The organism is Macromonas bipunctata (genome assembly GCF_002837135.1).
Lineage (GTDB): Bacteria > Pseudomonadota > Gammaproteobacteria > Burkholderiales > Burkholderiaceae_C > Macromonas_A > Macromonas_A bipunctata.
Genome location: NZ_NWBQ01000059.1, coordinates 1 through 16,613, shown reverse-complemented (window position 1 = coordinate 16,613; position 16,613 = coordinate 1). Strand labels below are relative to the sequence as shown.

Annotated in this window: 16 protein-coding genes and 1 pseudogene; 1 reads left to right on the top strand and 16 read right to left on the bottom strand. The window is 68.1% G+C overall.

The features are described 5' to 3' along the window. From CON76_RS13310 to CON76_RS09605, 15 genes and pseudogenes are all read right to left on the bottom strand, one after another. Positions 1-1,743 (bottom strand): HAMP domain-containing protein (locus CON76_RS13310; protein ID WP_145995401.1); only part of this gene is annotated, 1,743 nt, incomplete at its 3' end. After that, positions 1,740-2,333, bottom strand: coding sequence for a chemotaxis protein CheW (locus CON76_RS09665; RefSeq protein WP_101103151.1), 594 nt, complete (start codon positions 2,331-2,333; stop codon positions 1,740-1,742). The genes CON76_RS09665 and CON76_RS13310, both read right to left, overlap by 4 nt. Before the next feature lie 14 nt (positions 2,334-2,347). Beyond that, complete coding sequence (locus CON76_RS13910) at positions 2,348-4,093, bottom strand: methyl-accepting chemotaxis protein (protein WP_476703314.1); 1,746 nt, start codon at positions 4,091-4,093, stop codon at positions 2,348-2,350. A 159-nt stretch (positions 4,094-4,252) separates the two neighbouring features. Beyond that, positions 4,253-5,239, bottom strand: a pseudogene (locus CON76_RS13905) (MCP four helix bundle domain-containing protein); the annotation flags it as partial. 45 nt (positions 5,240-5,284) lie between these two features. Then, positions 5,285-7,468 carry a chemotaxis protein CheA gene (locus CON76_RS09655; protein ID WP_101103149.1) on the bottom strand — a complete coding sequence of 728 codons (2,184 nt, stop codon included), beginning with the start codon at positions 7,466-7,468 and terminating at the stop codon, positions 5,285-5,287. A gap of 16 nt (positions 7,469-7,484) precedes the next feature. Then, entirely contained in the window at positions 7,485-7,847 is a 363-nt protein-coding gene (locus CON76_RS09650; protein ID WP_101103148.1) for an STAS domain-containing protein, read from the bottom strand. Positions 7,848-7,851: 4 nt separating this feature from the next. After that, positions 7,852-8,220 carry a response regulator gene (locus tag CON76_RS09645; RefSeq protein ID WP_101103147.1) on the bottom strand — a complete coding sequence of 123 codons (369 nt, stop codon included), beginning with the start codon at positions 8,218-8,220 and terminating at the stop codon, positions 7,852-7,854. A gap of 33 nt (positions 8,221-8,253) precedes the next feature. Further along, positions 8,254-9,477 carry a methyl-accepting chemotaxis protein gene (locus CON76_RS09640; protein ID WP_145995400.1) on the bottom strand — a complete coding sequence of 408 codons (1,224 nt, stop codon included), beginning with the start codon at positions 9,475-9,477 and terminating at the stop codon, positions 8,254-8,256. 137 nt (positions 9,478-9,614) lie between these two features. Beyond that, positions 9,615-10,553, bottom strand: a complete 939-nt coding sequence (locus CON76_RS09635) for a uracil-DNA glycosylase (protein ID WP_101103145.1) — start codon at positions 10,551-10,553, stop codon at positions 9,615-9,617. Beyond that, on the bottom strand, positions 10,547-11,095 hold the full coding sequence (gene rimI / locus CON76_RS09630) for a ribosomal protein S18-alanine N-acetyltransferase (RefSeq protein ID WP_101103144.1): 549 nt from the start codon (positions 11,093-11,095) through the stop codon (positions 10,547-10,549). The genes CON76_RS09635 and rimI overlap by 7 nt, the downstream gene beginning before the upstream one ends. After that, positions 11,092-11,919, bottom strand: coding sequence for a tRNA (adenosine(37)-N6)-threonylcarbamoyltransferase complex dimerization subunit type 1 TsaB (tsaB, locus tag CON76_RS09625; RefSeq protein ID WP_101103143.1), 828 nt, complete (start codon positions 11,917-11,919; stop codon positions 11,092-11,094). The genes rimI and tsaB overlap by 4 nt, the downstream gene beginning before the upstream one ends. A gap of 38 nt (positions 11,920-11,957) precedes the next feature. Next, positions 11,958-13,088 carry a GGDEF domain-containing protein gene (locus tag CON76_RS09620; RefSeq protein WP_169929025.1) on the bottom strand — a complete coding sequence of 377 codons (1,131 nt, stop codon included), beginning with the start codon at positions 13,086-13,088 and terminating at the stop codon, positions 11,958-11,960. A gap of 19 nt (positions 13,089-13,107) precedes the next feature. Next, positions 13,108-13,470: a YgiW/YdeI family stress tolerance OB fold protein gene (locus CON76_RS09615; RefSeq protein ID WP_205758217.1), complete on the bottom strand. Its 363-nt coding sequence runs from the start codon at positions 13,468-13,470 to the stop codon at positions 13,108-13,110. A 46-nt stretch (positions 13,471-13,516) separates the two neighbouring features. Next, a complete protein-coding gene (locus CON76_RS09610; RefSeq protein WP_101103140.1) occupies positions 13,517-14,776 on the bottom strand; it encodes a lysozyme inhibitor LprI family protein in 1,260 nt (419 codons plus the stop codon). An 8-nt stretch (positions 14,777-14,784) separates the two neighbouring features. Further along, positions 14,785-15,690, bottom strand: a complete 906-nt coding sequence (locus tag CON76_RS09605; RefSeq protein ID WP_101103139.1) for a LysR family transcriptional regulator — start codon at positions 15,688-15,690, stop codon at positions 14,785-14,787. Between the two features lie 117 nt (positions 15,691-15,807). Between CON76_RS09605 and CON76_RS09600 the strand changes: the two genes are divergently transcribed. Further along, positions 15,808-16,125, top strand: coding sequence for a 2Fe-2S iron-sulfur cluster binding domain-containing protein (locus CON76_RS09600; RefSeq protein WP_101103138.1), 318 nt, complete (start codon positions 15,808-15,810; stop codon positions 16,123-16,125). Here the strand turns inward: CON76_RS09600 and CON76_RS09595 are convergent. Beyond that, a partial coding sequence (locus CON76_RS09595; RefSeq protein WP_145995399.1) for an RNA-guided endonuclease InsQ/TnpB family protein occupies positions 16,122-16,613 on the bottom strand: 492 nt, incomplete at its 5' end. The genes CON76_RS09600 and CON76_RS09595 overlap by 4 nt on opposite strands.

Genomic DNA, 16,613 nt, shown 5'->3' with positions numbered 1-16,613 from the left:
AATGGCCTGCGCCGCCGCCGACTGCTGGTTGGTGGCCTCGATGCAGGCGTTGAGGTTGTTCTTGATGGTGTTGAAGTCGCCGTGGTAGGTGTCGGTGATGGGCTTGGGGATGTCGCCCAGCGCGATCAGCTCCACGTACTTGGCCGCCACGTTGAGCGGCCCGATCACGGCGTCCAGCGTGTCGTTGACGCCTTGCACGATCTTGCGGAAGTCGCCCTGGTGCTGGCCCGCATCAGCGCGCGTGGCCAGCTTGCCTTGCACCGCCGCTTGCGACAGCAGGCTGGCGTCGGCCACCAGCGCGTTGATGTTGGCGCGCACTTGTTCGATGGTGTCGTTGATGAAGCGCTTCTTGCCCGGCAGCGGGTCCAGCGGCGCGTCCATGTTGCCTTCGCCAAAGGAGCGGATCACGCCCATGGCCAGCTTCTTGACCGCGATGTGGCCGAACACCATCTCGTTGACGCCGCGCGCCATGGTCTGGTACGCGCCCTGGAAGCGCGCGTCGTCGATGCGCACGTCGATGTCGCCCGCGTTGTGCTCTTTGGACATGTGGCCCATGTCGGCAATCAGGCCATTGAGGGCGTCGATGCAGGTGTTGAGGTTGTTCTTGATGGTGTTGAAGTCGCCGTTGTAGCTGTCGGTGATCTTGGGCGGAATGCTGCCCTTGGCGATGTCGTCCACGTACTTGGCGGCCACGTTGAGCGGCCCGATCACCGCGTCCAGCGTGTCGTTGACGCCCTGCACGATCTGGCGGTAGTCGCCCTGGTGCTTGGAGGCATCGGCGCGGGTGGCCAGCTTGCCCTCCACCGCCGCCTTGGACAGCAGGCTCGCGTCAGCCACCATGCGCTGCACGGCAGACTGCATGGCACCCAGCGACTGGGTCAGCGTGCCCACTTCGTCGTGGCTGCCCAGTGCCAGCGTGAAATCGAACTGGCCCCGGGCCATGTTCTGCGCGGCATCAACCAGGCGGCGCACCGGTGGCACGATCTTGGCAAACAGCAGCCAGCCCAGCACCAGCGACACCACCACCGCCAGCGCGGTGATGGCCATCAGCAGTGTCTTGAGCGCCTGCGAATGGGCAACGCTTTGCGCCACCTGCGTGGCGGTGCGCTGCTCCAGCAGCACAAAGAACTCATCCACCGGCGCCACCACCTTGGCCTTGTACAGGTGGTAGTCGCGGCTGTGCAGCAGCGCGCGGGCCAGCTCCAGGTCGGGCGCACGCGCCACGGTGTAGTTGCCCCGCTCGTCGGGGTACAGGCCCTTGACGGCGTTCATGGCGCGCACCTCGGTCTGCACCAGCTCGTTGGAGTTGGCGGCCGACTGCTCAAGCTTGGCCAGCTCCTCGGCGCTGAAACCCGCCTGCTTCATCAGCGTCAGCAGCGGCACGGCGGTGGTGGAGGGCCGGGGCTGGGGCTGCCCAGCGGCCACAAAGTCCCAGTAGATGCGGTGGTAGTCCTGCGGACGCGGCTTGCGGCCGTCGCGGATGTCCAGGATCTCGTTGTACTGGCGCTCGTACTCGGGCGCGCCACCGCTGACGACGTAGGTGCGCGCCAGGCGCGTCAGGTCGTCCGAACTCTGGCGCAGCTCATCGGCCAGCAGGTAGGCCGCGTAGCGTTCCTCCTGGCGCAGGGCCGCTTCATGCTCGGCCGCCGACGACAACATGGACAGGGCCGAGATGGCCAGCAAAAAGCCGACGATGACGGCAAAGGAACACACCAGCAGGGTGCGGATGGAGATGTTTTTCATGCTTGTTGTTCCTTGGCGGCGGCTTGGCCGACCACACCGTTGTCTGTCCTGGCCAGCAACGGTTCGGCCTGCGCTGCCACGCGCGCCATGGCGCCGATCTCGTCGATCGACAGCACCTGGTTCACGTTGAGCAGGATGACAAAATGGCCATTGACCTTGCCCATGCCTTCGATGAAATCGGTGCGGATTTTGGCACCAAACGCGGGTGGAGGCTCAATTTCGCTGCGCGGGATCTCCAGCACCGCGTTGACCGCATCCACCACCACGCCCATGTCGTGGCTGTCCTCGCCGTTGCGCACTTCCACGATCACGATGCAGGTTTTTTTGGTGATGGGGCTGGGCGGCTTGCCAAAGCGCACCGACAAGTCCAGCACCGGCACCACCGCCCCGCGCAGGTTGATCACGCCCCGGATGCACGCGGGCATCATCGGCACTTCGGTCAAGCCGCTGTATTCGATGATTTCCTTGATGCACAGGATGCCGATCGCAAAGGGCTCTCCGCTGAGCATGAAGGTCAGGTACTGGCCCTGGTCAGCGGCGGCGCTCTTGCCGGCCACGCTGGCCTGCAGGTCGGGGGCGATGGCGTTCATGTCGTGTCTCGGCCTCAGAATTTGATGAACTTGCTTTCGTCGATTTCGGTGCCGCCGCCATCGAGCGCCGCGCTGGCCGCAAAGTCGGCCAGTTCGGCCGCGCCGGAGCGGCTGGCCGTGGCAGGTTTGGCGCGCGCGCCGCCTTTGTGCGGGGCGGGCGCGGCGCGCTTGTGCGCCCCGGCCTTGCGCGCCGCACTGGCGCTGTCGTCGATCTTGAAGAAGGCCATGGTCTGCTGCAGTTGCTCGACCTGGCTGCTCATCTCTTCGGAGGTGGCGGCCAGTTCTTCGGCGCTGGAGGCGTTCTGTTGCGTGGTCTGGCTCAGCTGGCCGATGGCGGCGTTGATCTGGCCCGCGCCCGAGGATTGTTCTTCCGAGGCGGCCGTGATTTCCTGCACCAGGTCGGAGGTCTTGCGGATGCTGGGCACGATTTCGTCGAGCAGTTTGCCCGCTTTCTCGGCCAGGTCGACGCTGGAGCCGGCCACTTCGCCGATTTCCTGCGCCGCCACCTGGCTGCGTTCGGCGAGTTTGCGCACTTCGGCGGCCACCACGGCAAAGCCTTTGCCGTGTTCACCGGCGCGCGCCGCTTCGATGGCGGCGTTGAGGGCGAGCAGGTTGGTCTGGTAGGCGATGTCGTCGATGATGCCGATTTTCTTGGCAATCTGTTTCATGGCCGAGACGGTGGCGGCCACGGATTCGCCGCCTTCGCTGGCCTGGCGCGCGGCCTGGCTGGCCATGCCGTCGGTGACTTTGGCGTTCTCGGTGTTTTGCGCGATGGAGGAGGTCATCTGCTCGACCGAGGCGCTGGTTTCCTCGACGCTGGCGGCCTGTTCGCTGGAGGCCTGCGACAGGGATTGCGCCGTGACGCTGACCTGCTCGGAGGCGTTGGCCAGCGCGTCGGCGGCTTGCAGCACTTCGGTGATGACGCCCGCCATTTTGCCCACGGCCTGGTTCACCATGTCGCCCAGTTCGCGCAGGTCGCCCTGGTAGTGGCCGTTGACGTTCAAGGTCAGATCACCATGCGCGACTGCGCCCATGACGCTGCGCACTTCGTTGACGGGCACGACCACGGATTCGAGCGTGTGGTTGATGCCTTCGATGACTTTGCGGAAGTCGCCCTGGTGCTGCGCCGCGTCGGCGCGCACCGAGAGTTTGCCTTCCACCGTGGCCTGCGCCAGGCGGTTGGCGTCGGCCACCAGCGCGCGCACGGCGCGGATGACGTCCACCAGGCTCTTGGCCAGCACGTCGTTGTCGCAGCGCACCTTGACGCTGACCGACAGGTCACCGCGCGCAATGGCCTGCGCCGCCGCCGATTGCTGGTTGGTGGCCTCGATGCAGGCGTTGAGGTTGTTCTTGATGGTGTTGAAGTCGCCGTGGTAGGTGTCGGTGATGGGCTTGGGGATGTCGCCCAGCGCGATCAGCTCTACGTACTTGGCCGCCACGTTGAGCGGCCCGATCACGGCGTCCAGCGTGTCGTTGACGCCTTGCACGATCTTGCGGAAGTCGCCCTGGTGCTGGCCCGCATCAGCGCGCGTGGCCAGCTTGCCCTGCACCGCCGCTTGCGACAGCAGGCTGGCGTCGGCCACCAGCGCCTTGATGTTGGCGCGCACCTGCTCGATGGTGTCGTTGATGAAGCGCTTCTTGCCCGGCAGCGGGTCCAGCGGCGCGTCCATGTTGCCTTCGCCAAAGGAGCGGATCACGCCCATGGCCAGCTTCTTGACCGCGATGTGGCCGAACACCATCTCGTTGACGCCGCGCGCCATGGTCTGGTACGCGCCCTGGAAGCGCGCGTCGTCGATGCGCACGTCGATGTCGCCCGCGTTGTGCTCTTTGGACATGTGGCCCATGTCGGCAATCAGGCCGCTGAGGGCGTCGATACAGGTGTTGAGGTTGTTCTTGATGGTGTTGAAGTCGCCGTTGTAGCTGTCGGTGATCTTGGGCGGAATGCTGCCCTGGGCGATGTCGTCCACGTACTTGGCGGCCACGTTGAGTGGCCCGATCACCGCGTCCAGCGTGTCGTTGACGCCTTGCACGATCTGGCGGTAGTCGCCCTGGTGCTTGGACGCATCGGCGCGGGTGGCCAGCCTGCCCTCCACCGCCGCCTTGGACAGCAGGTTGGCATCGGCCACCATGCGCTGCACGGCGGACTGCATGGCGCGCATGGCGCCGGCCAGGGTGCCAATCTCGTCGGTGCTGTGGTGGTTGATGTTGACGCTGAGGTTGCCGGCGGCCATCTGGTTGGCCACGTCGATCAGCTGCTGGGTCGGGGCCGTGACGCTGCGCGTGATCAGCCAGCCCAGGCCCAGGCTCAGCAATGCCGCCAGCACGCCCAGCACCAGCAGCAAGCGCTCGGCGGAGCTGGCCATGGCCTCGGTCTCCTCGCCCACGCGCTCCATCAGCTTGCCCTGGAAGTCCGACAGCTCGCTCAGGGCGGCCATGTAGGCGACCTGGGTGCTGGTCAGCTCACCGCTGAGCAGGGCAGCAGCATCCTCGCGCCGCCCCTCGTTGAGGGCCTGGATGAAGCGGTCTTGCTGCGCCACGTAGTCGGCGCGGGCGGCGTGGATCTTCTTCAGGTTGGCCCGGCCCTCATCGGTCTTGACGTAACGCTCCAGCTTGTTGAGGGAGTCCACGATGATCTGGCGCTGCTCGGCAATCTGCTCGAGCTCGCGCTGCGCCGCCACGCCCTGGAAGATGTAGGCGTTGCGCAGGCGCCGCGCAGTGGTGTTGATGGCGTTGTTGAGGTCGCTGGCCAGCACGGTCTTGGGGAACGCGTCGCCCGCCATCTCGCGGATGGAGCGGTTGAGGTCGGCAATGCGCAAGGTGCCAATGGCCGTGACCAGCACCAGGAACAACAAGGTCACGCCAAAGCCTAGGGCCAGGCGGGTGCCGATTTTCAGGTTTCCAAACATAGCTACAGTCCTTTTTGTTCTTGCCAGGTGCCCAGCGGCCACCCGTTACATATTGCGGTGTTCGTCGTTCTTGTCGTGCAGGCTGGCCGCGCTGACGGCCTGCTGGATCAGCGCGGGCACGTCCAGGATCAGCGCCACCTCGCCGCTGCCCAGGATGGTGGAGCCGCTGATGCAGCGCACCTGGCTGAACAGCTTGCCCAGCGGCTTGATCACGGTCTGGAACTCGCCCAGCAGCGTATCGACCACCAGCCCGGCCTTTTGCCCTGCGTGCTTGAGCACGACGATGTTCTCGCGCCGCTTGGCGCACGTGTCGTCCAGCTCGAACAGCTCGCGCAGCCGGATGAACGGCAGCACCTGCCCGCGCAGGTTGGTGTAGTTGTGCCCCGGCTCCGCCGAGAACGCCACGCACTCCTCGATCATGTCCAGCGGCACCGCAAACACCGAGTCGTCCACCTGCACCAGAAAGCCGTCGATGATCGCCAGCGTCAGCGGCAGGCGCACTGTCACCGTGGTGCCACGGCCCTCCTGGCTCGTCACGCCCACGCTGCCGCGCAGGCTGGTGATGTTGCGCTTGACCACGTCCATGCCCACCCCTCGCCCCGAGAGGTTGGTCACAGCTTCTGCCGTGGAAAAACCCGGCTCGAAGATCAGGCCATAGACTTCGCTGTCGCTCAGGTGGTGCCCAGGCTCCACCAGCCCGCGCTCGATGGCCTTGGCCAGGATGCGCTCGCGCGGCAGGCCGCCGCCGTCGTCTTCCACCGTGATGACGATGCTGCCCGAGTCGTGGAACGCGTTGAGCGTGACGGTGCCCTGCGCGGGCTTGCCGCGCGCCAGGCGCAATTCCGCCGATTCGATGCCGTGGTCCATGGCGTTGCGCACCAGGTGCATCAGCGGGTCACCTATCTTCTCGACCACGGTCTTGTCGAGTTCGGTGTCCTCGCCCTGGATGACGAGGGCGATGTCCTTGCCCAGGTCGTGCGACACGTCGTGCACCACGCGCTGGAAGCGGCTGAAGGTGGCGCCGATCTTGACCATGCGCAGCTGCAGCGCGCTGTCGCGCACCTCCTCGACCAGGCTGGAGAGCTTGGAGGTGTGCTCCTGCAAGTCGGCGATGTTGGCCCGGCGCGCGATCAGGTTCACGCCCGCGCCCACGATGATGAGTTCGCCCACCAGGTTGATGAGCTGGTCCAGCTTGTCGGCATCGATGCGGATGGAGCGGGTCTCGCTGCTGTGCGATTGCTTGGCCTGCGCCTGCTTGGCCACCGCCGCCTGCACCACCTCGTGCGGCACCAGCTGCTGCTGCACCAGTACCGTGCCCAGCAGCGGCGGTGGCGAGGCGTCGGAGCAGACCTGCGCCTTGAGCGCCGCGCCCAGCTCCTGGCGCGTCAGAGCGCCGCACTCCACCAGCATCTCGCCAATGCGGCTGGAGGCCGAGGGCGGCGCCTGCTCGATCAGGCGGATGTAGTCGGCCTGAAGGCTGTGCGGCGGCAGCAGCTGCAGCTCGCAGTCGTCGCGCACAAACTCGAACGCGCTCTCGATGGTGCTGCGGTCGGCCTGGGTGTCGAGGTCGAGCTCGTAGCCCAGGTAGCACACCTCGGGGTCCATCAGCGCGGCCTCGGGCAGGCCGTCAAACAGCACCAGCACGTTGACCAGGCGGCCCAGCGTGCCCAGGAACTGCAGGAACGACAGCGGATCCATGCCATTGCGCAGCACCTCGGGGCCAAAGCGCAGCGACAGGTGCCAGTGCTGGGCCTGCGTCGGGGCGGCGCTGGCGGGGTTGCCTGTGCCCGGTGCGGGGCTGGACACCGCTGCCGTGCTGGCCGCTGCACTGGCGCCGCCGCTGAGGTAGGTGCGCAAGCGCGCCACCAGCGGCTCGCCCTGCGCGGTCAGGGTGGGGTCGGCCTCGGTCTGGCCGGTGGCCACGGCGTCGATCAGCGCGCCAATGTGGTCGCAGCACGACAGCAGCAGCGCCACCAGCGGCTCGGCAATCGCCACCTTGCCGTCGCGCACGCGGTCGAGCACGCTTTCGGCCACGTGCGTGAACGCCACCACGTGGTCCAGGTTGAACAGCCCCGAGGAGCCCTTGATGGTGTGCGCGGCGCGGAAGATGGCGTTGATGAGTTCGGTCTTGTCCGCGCTGGCTTCCACCACCAGCAAGGCGTTTTCCATGTCCTGCAGCAGTTCACGGCTCTCGGCAATGAAGGTCTGCAGCGCCTGGTCCATGTTCATAGGGGCACTCCGCGCTTCATGGTTGCAGCAGCTGGGCGTCGAGCCGCAGCAGCTGCAGCACCTCCAGCACTGGCGCGCTGGGGCGGCATACGCGCAGGTCGCCCCGCTGGGCCTGGGCGGTGCGCTGGGCCAGCAGCAGCAGCTGCACGCCGGCGGTGTCCAGCGCCGTCACGCCCGACAAGTCCAGCGCCAGCGTGGCGCCGGGCTGCACGGCATCGAGCAGGGTTTTTTTCAGCTCCTGCGCCTGGTAGATGCTGAGCTCGCCCGCCAGCGTCAGCACGGGCGCGCCAGCCGGGGCAGGCGCTGCAACGGGCGGGGACGCCGATGCCACGGGGGCAGCGGGCGTGGCCTGGGGGGGAACGGAGGTGGTGTCGGTCATGGCGTCACGGCAGACAGAGTTTTTGCACCGCGCCCAGCATCTGCTCGGGCTTGAAGGGCTTGAGCACCCAGGCCTTGGCCCCGGCCAACTGGCCTTCGCGCTTCTTGGCCTCGTCGGACTCGGTGGTCAGCATGATGATGGGCGTGAAGCGGTAGCTGGCGTGCTGCTTGATGGCCTTGACGAAGCTGATGCCGTCCATCACCGGCATGTTCACGTCGCTGATGATGAGGTGGATCTTCTGCCCGGTCAGCTTGGCCAGGGCGTCCTTGCCGTCCTGGGCCTCGATCACGTCGTAGCCGGCCCCGCGCAGGGCAATGCCCACCACCATGCGGATAGAGGCGGAGTCGTCCACCACCATGATTGTTTTGGCCATCTCGTGTGGTTCCTGTTGTGTCGCTGTGGGTTGTCAAAAAAAGGTGATGCCGTCGTCGTCCTCGGCCGGGGCGGGGGCGCTGGCGGGCTTGGGCGCCGGTGCGGCTGCCGGGGTGCTGCCCTTGGTGGCCCGGGCGACGGGCTGGCTGGCGGCGGCGCTGCGCTGGTCGTGCGCCATGCGCTGGTCCTTCATCACGTAGCTCTTGCGCATCTCGGCCAGGAAGGCCTCGGCGTCCAGCGGCTCGATCTGGCCATCCTGCAGGCACTGGCGCTCGTGGCGCTCGAAGTAGCCCGTGAGCTGGCCAATGTTGTTCTCCACCTGGGTCAGGATCTGGCTGACGCGGTCCTGGAACTGCAGCTGCACCAGCGCCTGGCCAATGTTGCCCTGGATGGTCATGCCCTCTTGCTTGAGGGCCTCGCTGGAATCGACCAGCGCGCCGGTGATGCCACGGAACTCGGTCAGCACGTGGCCGATGCGGTCCTGCGAGGTCTGCATCGCGTTGTCCTCCTGCTGCACCGACTCGCGCGCCACCTGGCAGGTGGAGTTGATGGCGGCGCTGACGACCTTGACCATCTCGGTGATGCGCTGGCCGGTCTCGCCCGACTGGTTGGAGAGCAGCCGGAATTCCTTGGCCACCACCGAAAAGCCGCTGCCCAGCGCCCCGGCGCGCGCGGCCTCGATGGCGGCGTTGAGCGCCAGCAGGTTGCTTTGCGAGGCGATCTTGGCCACCTCGGCGGCCATGTCCTCGAGCTGCTTGGTGAACTGGTTGAGCGACTCGATCTGCTGCAGCATGGTGTTCATGCTGGCCATGGCCGCCACCTGCGCCGACAGCACCTGGTTGAGCTCGCGCTCGCTGCGCTCGAACACTTCCACCAGCCCGGCGCCGCCTCCGGCCGAGGCAGTGGACTGGCTGGCGGTGCGCACGGTCTGCTCCAGCCGCGTCACGATGGTGCCGAACAGGGTGCTCAGCGCGGTCACGGCCTCCTCGGTCTGGGTGCGGGAGTTGGCGATGTGCCCAGCCCACACTGGGGTGACGGTGGCGCTGAAGTTGCGGTGGCCTTGCAGCACCGCTTCCAGCCGCGCCAGCTGTTCGGTCTGCTGGCGCGCCACGGCGTGCGCACCCAGGCCCACGCCTGCCAGCAACAGCACCAGCGGCCACAGCGCCAAGCCACCTACCGCGCCCAGGGCCAGCGCAGCGGCCACGCCCAGACCGGCAGGCCGCCAGAATGCGGCACAGTTCCAATGGTTGTTTTTCACCAAGCCCGACCTCCTAGAACACAAGCCATGTTTCAGCCATCTTTTCAATCATTTTCATCACCCAAAGCGCAGGCTGTAGGGCATGGTACCAGCTTTTGATGGCACGCTGATGGCGCCTGCGGGCGCTGCCGCCAGCCTCAGCGCACCAGGCGCGCGTGGGCATCCAGCGCCAGGCACAGGTCGGCCCAGGCGCGGGCTTTTTCGGCCGGGCTGCGCAGCAGGTAGGCCGGGTGGTAGGTGGCCACCACCGGCAGGCTCAGCGCCCCGAACTGCGCCTGGTGCACGCGCCCGCGCAGCTGGCCCAGCGGCAGGCGGTGCAGCTCTTCGGCGCCGTAGCAGCCACCCTGCCCCAGCACGGCCTGCGCCGCAAAGCGGCCCAGCGTCAGCACGATTCTGGGCCGCAACAGCGCAATCTGACGCAACAAATAAGGGCTGCATTGCGCCACTTCTTGCGGCTCCGGGTTGCGGTTGAGCGGCGGGCGGCACTTGATGACGTTGGCAATGTACACGCCGCGCGTGCGCGACAGGCCCATGGCGTGCAGCATGCGGTCCAGCAGCTGGCCCGAAGCGCCGACGAAGGGCAGGCCCTGGCGGTCCTCTTCCTCGCCCGGGGCCTCGCCCACGATCAGCCAGTCGGGCTGCAGGTCGCCCATGCCCGGCACGGCCTGGCGGCGCTGACCGCCCAGCGCACAGGCCTGGCATTGCGCGATGGCCTGCTGCAGGGCCGGCCAGTCCAGCGCGCTCACATCCGGCAAGGGCTGCAGGGGCAGCACCGCCGGGGCTGGAGTGGATGCGGGGGCGCGCGCAGCGCGGGGGGAGGTGGCGGTTGCAGCGGTCGGCACACCCGCCGTGCCGGTGGCCTTGGCTGAGGCGGACGAGGCGGCCGGAGATGGGCCGGAACTGCGATCGCCTGCAGCGGAAGCAGCTCCACGCGCGGCGGATGCAGGCGGCACCGCTGGCGCAGAGACCTGCCACCACACCGGCACGCCCATTTCGGCCAGCATGGCGTTGTGGCGCGGGCTGAGCTGTGGCACGGCGGCAGCGGTCACAGCGGGCATCGAGGCGGCGTTCAGCATGGCGCCTCCGGGGGGCAGGCGGGCAGCGGCAGGCGCATCACCACGGCGTCCTCGCGCTCGCGGGTGTGGGTGGGGTAGTAGGCGCGGCGCTGGCCCACCGCCACAAAGCCGGTGCGCTGGTACAGCGCCAGCGCGGGCTGGTTGCTGGCGCGCACTTCCAGCCACAGCGTCTGGGCGTGCTGGCTGCGGGCCCAGGCCGACAGTGCCTGCAGCAGGCAGCGGCCCCAGCCCTGGCGCTGGTGCTGCGGCGCGGTGGTGAGGTTGAGCAAGTGCGCCTCGTCCACGCCCGGCATGGCCACCACGTAGCCCAGCAGGCAGCGGCCATCGGGCAGGCGCGGCGCATCGGGTGGTGCCGTGCCAGCTGGCAGTTCGGCCACCAGCAGTTGCGCCCAGTGGCCTGCGGCCAGCGAATCTTCAAAGTGGCCCTGGCGCCAGGGGTGGGCGTGCGCCGAGGCCTCCACCGCGCACACCAGCGGCAGGGTCTCGGGCTGCATCGGCACCAGCTGGGGGTGCAGCAGCGGGGCGGCGGGGGCCAGCGTCATGCCTGCAGCGCCGCTTTTGCCTGGGCACGCTCGGCGGTGGTCTGGGCCACCTTGTCGCGCACGTACAGGGGTTGGGCGGCGGCGGCGGGCACGGCCAGGCCTTGTGCCCACCAGGCCGGCGCCAGGCGCAGGGCGGCCTGGGCGGTGGGCCAGGCCTCGCGCTGCGGCACGGTGTGCCAGGCCGAGGCCAGGCGCGGGCCATAGGTGGCCAGGGCGTTGCCCACCAGGCAAAGCGGTGCGACGTTGGTGGCGGTGGCTGGGGGCACCTGGTCATTGGCAGCGGGCCAACCATCCGCCAGTTGCAGCGGCTCAGGGCCGGTCAGCCACGGAGCGCCCACGGCGTGCCAGTGCGGGCGGCCATCGGGTGTGGGGGTGTAGGCCCATTCGGCCACGTAGAGCTCGTCCATGCGCGCGTCCAGCACCGCCACCACACGCGGCGGCAGCGGTGTGCCGGCGTCCAGCGCCTGCTGGCGCGCCTGTTCGGCCACCAGCAGCAGCGTTGGCATGGGCAGCACCGGAATGCCGTCGGGCCGCGCCGCCACCGCCAGCCCCTGCACCACGGCGCAGGCGGTGCGCAAGCCGGTAAAGGCGCCGGGGCCGCAGCCGAACGCGATGGCATCGAGCTCGGCCAGCTGCCAGCCCACCTGCGCCAGCAGGCGCTGAAGGGTCGGAATCAAGTGGGCCGAGGCCTGCGCGCCGCCCGGCCCGTCGTGCTGCGCCAGCACGGCCCCGGCGTGCGGGTCGCCCAGCGCCACGCTCAGGCGGTCGGTGCTGGTGTCGAGCGCCAACACTTTGCGCAAGGTAGAAGGATGCGGATAGGACATGGCCCCGATTATCCGGCCTGCACCCGGCCGCCCCGTGGCTAGGCCTCGATTTCGATGCGGTTGCCGCCCGCCGCGCGTGCGGCCTGCCAGGCGCGGTGGGCCGCTTGCGCCATGGCCTCGGGCGGGCGCGTGCCGTCCACCGGCACCAGGCCGTGCACGCCAATGCTCAGGTGCAGCCGCAGTGCCTGGCCGTGGTGCTGCAGCGGCTCGCGCTCGAACAGGGTGCGCAGGTCGTCGGCCACCACCAGCGCGCCGCCCACATCGGTGCTGGGCAGCACCACCCAGAAGGCGTCGGGGCCGGCGTGCCCCAGCAGGTCGTGCGTGCGCAGGCGCAGCTGCAGGCGCTGCGCCACGGCGGCCAGCAGGCCGTCGCTGTGCGGCGCACCGCCGGCGCGCTCGGCGTCGTCCAGCCCCACATGCAGCAGCGCCAGCGGCTGCTGTGCCCGGCGCGCCAGCGACCACATGCGCTCCAGCGCCTGCAGGGTGGCGCGCTGGTGCGTCACGGCCGTGACCGGATCGACCACCGCCCAGCGTTCGTGCCCGCGCTGCACGTGCTCGTATTGCCACAACACATAACCCAGCGTGGTGGCACACAGCGCCAGCACATGGCCGCCGTACAGCAGCGGCCACAACAGTGCAGACGGTGGCCACAGCGCGGCCAGCGCCTGCACCGCATGCAGCACGGCCCAGCCCAGCGCCCCGCCCCACAGCAGCGCGTGGGCGCGCGTGGTGCCACAGCCGGGCTCGCCCGCGCGCCAGCCCAGGCCCACGCCCCAGGCCAGCAGCAGGGCCTGGGCGCACAGCGCCAGCCCGGCCCAGAACTCGCGCCACCGCGGCTGCACCGCCAGCGCACCCGACAGCAGCACCAGCACCGCCAGCGGCGCCAGGTACAGCGCCACAGGCAACTGCAAGCGGCGCCAGCGCGCCACGGCGTACAGCGCCAGCACCAGGGCCAACGATGCCAACTGCGTGGCCACCACATCAAACCAGAGCTGGTAGCGCGGCAGCGCATACGCGGCCAGACCCCAGTGCAGGGCTTGCGCCCCCAGCACGGCGGCCCACGGGCGCACGTCCTGCCCGGTCTGGCGCGGCGCAGGCCCCCACCACACCACCAGCGCCAGGCCAGCGCACAGCAGCAACAACATCAGGGCGGGCGGAGGCAAGTGCATGGCGGGCATGGGCAAGGAATCAGCGCACGACGCGGATCAGGTCCACATCAATCTCGGGCGATTCGAGGTAGTCTTTCTCCACCTCGCCCACAATTTCCAGCATGGTGCTGGCGGTCACGGGCTGCGCCGGGAACAGCTGGCGGTCAATATCGACCCGGATCTCCTGCTTGCCGTCGGAAAACACATACTTGTCGGCGGACAACTGGCGCACCAGCTGGCCACGCAACACCACCGCCACCCCGTCCACCGGCCGCTCCAGCACCTGCTGCAGCGACGTGATGGCCTGCACCGCACCCGGGCCGGTGTACTGCGCCTGCGCCGGGGCCATGGGCCACAGCAGTGCCACCATCAACGATGAAATTCCAAAAAATGATTTTTTCATTTGATAACTCCTTAAAAGCAACAAGTGATCATCATACACGCCCGCATCAACGCACCCGCCCGTAACGCGCCATCCAGCCCCCCATGCGCTCGGTGCCCTGCACCAGCGTGAAGCCCGCCATCTGCCTGGCGTCGAGCAAGGTGGCCGGAGCGCCGTTGGCGTAGGCCTGCAGCGCAGCGGCCTCGGCGGCCACCCACTGCGCATCGGTCAGGGCCAGCTCGCGCGACATCTGCGCAAAGAAGTCGGACGCCAGCTCGTTGCTCTGCAACGCGTGCAGGGCGCGGAACAGCTGCCCCGGCGACAGGTATTCGGTCTGGAACGCCAGACCCATGCCACGCTGCACCGCCAGCGGGGGCGGCGGCACGCCCAGCACCGTCAGCACCCGGCGCACCAGCCTGAAGCCGCAGTTGGCGCGCGTCCAGTACGGCGCCATGGGCTCGGTGCGCTGGCCGGCCTGGCTGCGGTCGCGCGCCTCGTAAGTGGCGGCGTTGTGCTTCTTGCACAGGTTGTAGGCCGCCAGCAGCCGGGGCGAGTTCAGCTCGTCAAACAGCAGCTTGTACAGGCTGGTGACGGTGTTTTGCACCTCGTGGTCGGCCACGCTGGCCGGGGCGGCGTAGGCCAGGCCGGGGCTGAGCAGCCAGTCCTCGCGCGTGGGCGGCTGCTCGGCGGGCGCAAACGGGGCGTCGTACGCCAGCGGGCGGCCAAAGTTGAGCACCACCGGGTAGCTGCCCACGCCCGCCAGCGCCGGGGCCTTGCGGTCAAAGAACACTTCGAACTCGGTCTGGCCAAACAGGCCGGACTCGGCCTCGTCCACCTCCTCGTGCAGGCGCGGCAGCTGCTGGATGGGCACCGGGCGGCTGCCCGGCGGCAAGGCAAGCGCCGCGCCGGATGCAAGCGCAGCGCCCGCCCCCAGCGCCGGGGCACTGGTGCAGCGCACCGACGCCGCCACCGCAGGCGACTGGCACAGCACCTGCAGGCGGCCACTGTAGAGCGGGCGCAGGCAGGCCGCGTCCTGGCAGCGGTTGCGGCTGAGCACCCAGTCGCGCTGCTGTTGCCTGAAGTCGGCCTGGGCCTCGGGCGGCAGGCCACCCAGCACGGTCTTGTACACCACCCACAGGTTGGAATCGACCTTGGCAAAGCCGGGCGTGGCGCAGATCACCGCCTCCACCTGGTTGCGCGCGGTGCTGCAGTTTTGCGCGCCAGCGGTGGCCGGGGCGGCGGGCGCGGCCTGGGGCGGCGGCGTCTGGGCCAGCGCGCAGGTCAGGCCCCACACCGGGGCCAGGGCCAGAAGAGACTTGTGGAGCATGGTCGGCCTCAATGTGCAAACAACTCAAAAAACAGCTGGCGCAGCCACAGGTTGGCCGGGTCGCGGTTGAACTTGGCGTGCCAGAACAGGTTGATGGAAATCTCGGGCAGCGCCGCCGGGTGCGGGCACGATGCCAGCCCCAGCGGGCCTTCGAGCCGGGCGGCAAAGCGTTCGGGCACGGTGGCAATCAGGTCGGTGGTCTGCACAATGTGCCCCACCGCAATAAAGTGTGGCACCACCAGCTTCACATCGCGCCGTATGCCGGAGCGCTCCAGCAGCGCATCCACCTCGCCGTGCCCGGTGTGGGGCGAGACGATGCCCACGTGCTGCAGCTGGCTGAAGGTCTCCAGCGTCAGCGGCGCGCGGCTGGCCACCGGGTGGCCTTGGCGGTACAGGCACACATAGCGTTGCCGGAACAACCTGCGCTGGAAGAAGCCCGCCTGCAAGTGCGGCAGCAGGCCCGTGGCCACGTCCACCGTGCCCGCCTCCATCGCCTCCTTCAGGCTGAGCGCGTTGTTGCGCACGGTGCTGATGCTGACCTGCGGCGCCAGGCGCGAGAGCGCGTCCATCAGCGGCGGCATGAAGTAGATCTCGCCAATGTCCGTCATGGCGATGGTGAAGGTGCGCGTGCTGCTGTGCGGATCGAAATCGTGGCGCTGGCTCAACGCGGTTTGCAGGGTGCTGAGCGCGTACACCACTGGCTCAGCCAGCTGCAGCGCGTAGGCAGTGGGGGCCATGCCCTTGGAGGTGCGCACAAACAGCTCGTCGCCCATCAGCGTGCGCAAGCGCTTGAGCGCGTTGCTGACCGCCGGTTGCGTCATGCCCAGCTTGTCGGCGCACACCGACACGTTCTGATCCAGCAACAGCTGGTTGAACACCACCAACAGGTTGAGGTCGATGTCGCGCAGGTTCATAGTGGCGGGCCAGCGTTATTCATACGGGTGATTCTATCTATAAGACCCAGTCTATTTACTGATAAAGGGGGCGCCCGCAGAATCGCCACCCATCGCATCCCACCCGGCCTTGATTTCATGGAACTCACTGTACAACCTGGCAACCTGCACCTGCCGTTTCAAAGCGGCCAGAACCTGCTGGACGTGCTCAACACGCACGCGGTGCCCATCTCGTACAGCTGCATGTCGGGGCGCTGTGGCACCTGCCGCTGCAAGGTCACGCAAGGCCAGGTACTGCACAGCGGCCCTGAAGCGGGGCGCCCGCAAGCCGCTGCCGCCACGCCCTACGTGCTGGCCTGCCAGGCGGTGCTGACCGGGCCTTGCACCATTGAAATCCCCGACATGGACGAGGTGGTGGTACACCCGGCGCGCATCTTGACATCCTCCCCGCCCTAAAGAGCGGGGATTCCTGCTGCCAGACGGCGATGCCCCGCCGCGAGAATGTTTTTGGCCGCGTTCACGTCGCGGTCGTGTACCGCTCCGCATTCGCTGCACGTCCATTCCCTTATTCGCAAACCCGCCCTACCTTTCGGACTGCTGGCGGGTATCACCCCGCAGCACGAGCAAGTCTGGGTTGAATACGCTTCGTTCACGACCTCGAACACCACACCGGCCTGATGGCTCTTTTGTTCCAACATGGTTTTCAGCATGGCCCAGCCCGCGTCCAGCGTAGACTTGGCCATTGTGGTCTTGACCAGCTTGGCGCTGGCCACGTCGCCCACGAAGATGGCGGCGTTTTGTCGCACCATCTCGGTGCTGAATTTGTGCAAGTCGTCCTTGCGCTGATTTTTGATCTTGGCGTGGATCGCCTTGACCCGTTTTTTCTTTCGGGCGCGCTGTGCCTTGGCCAGTTCCAGCTCATGGTTGCGGTACCAGCGGCCTTC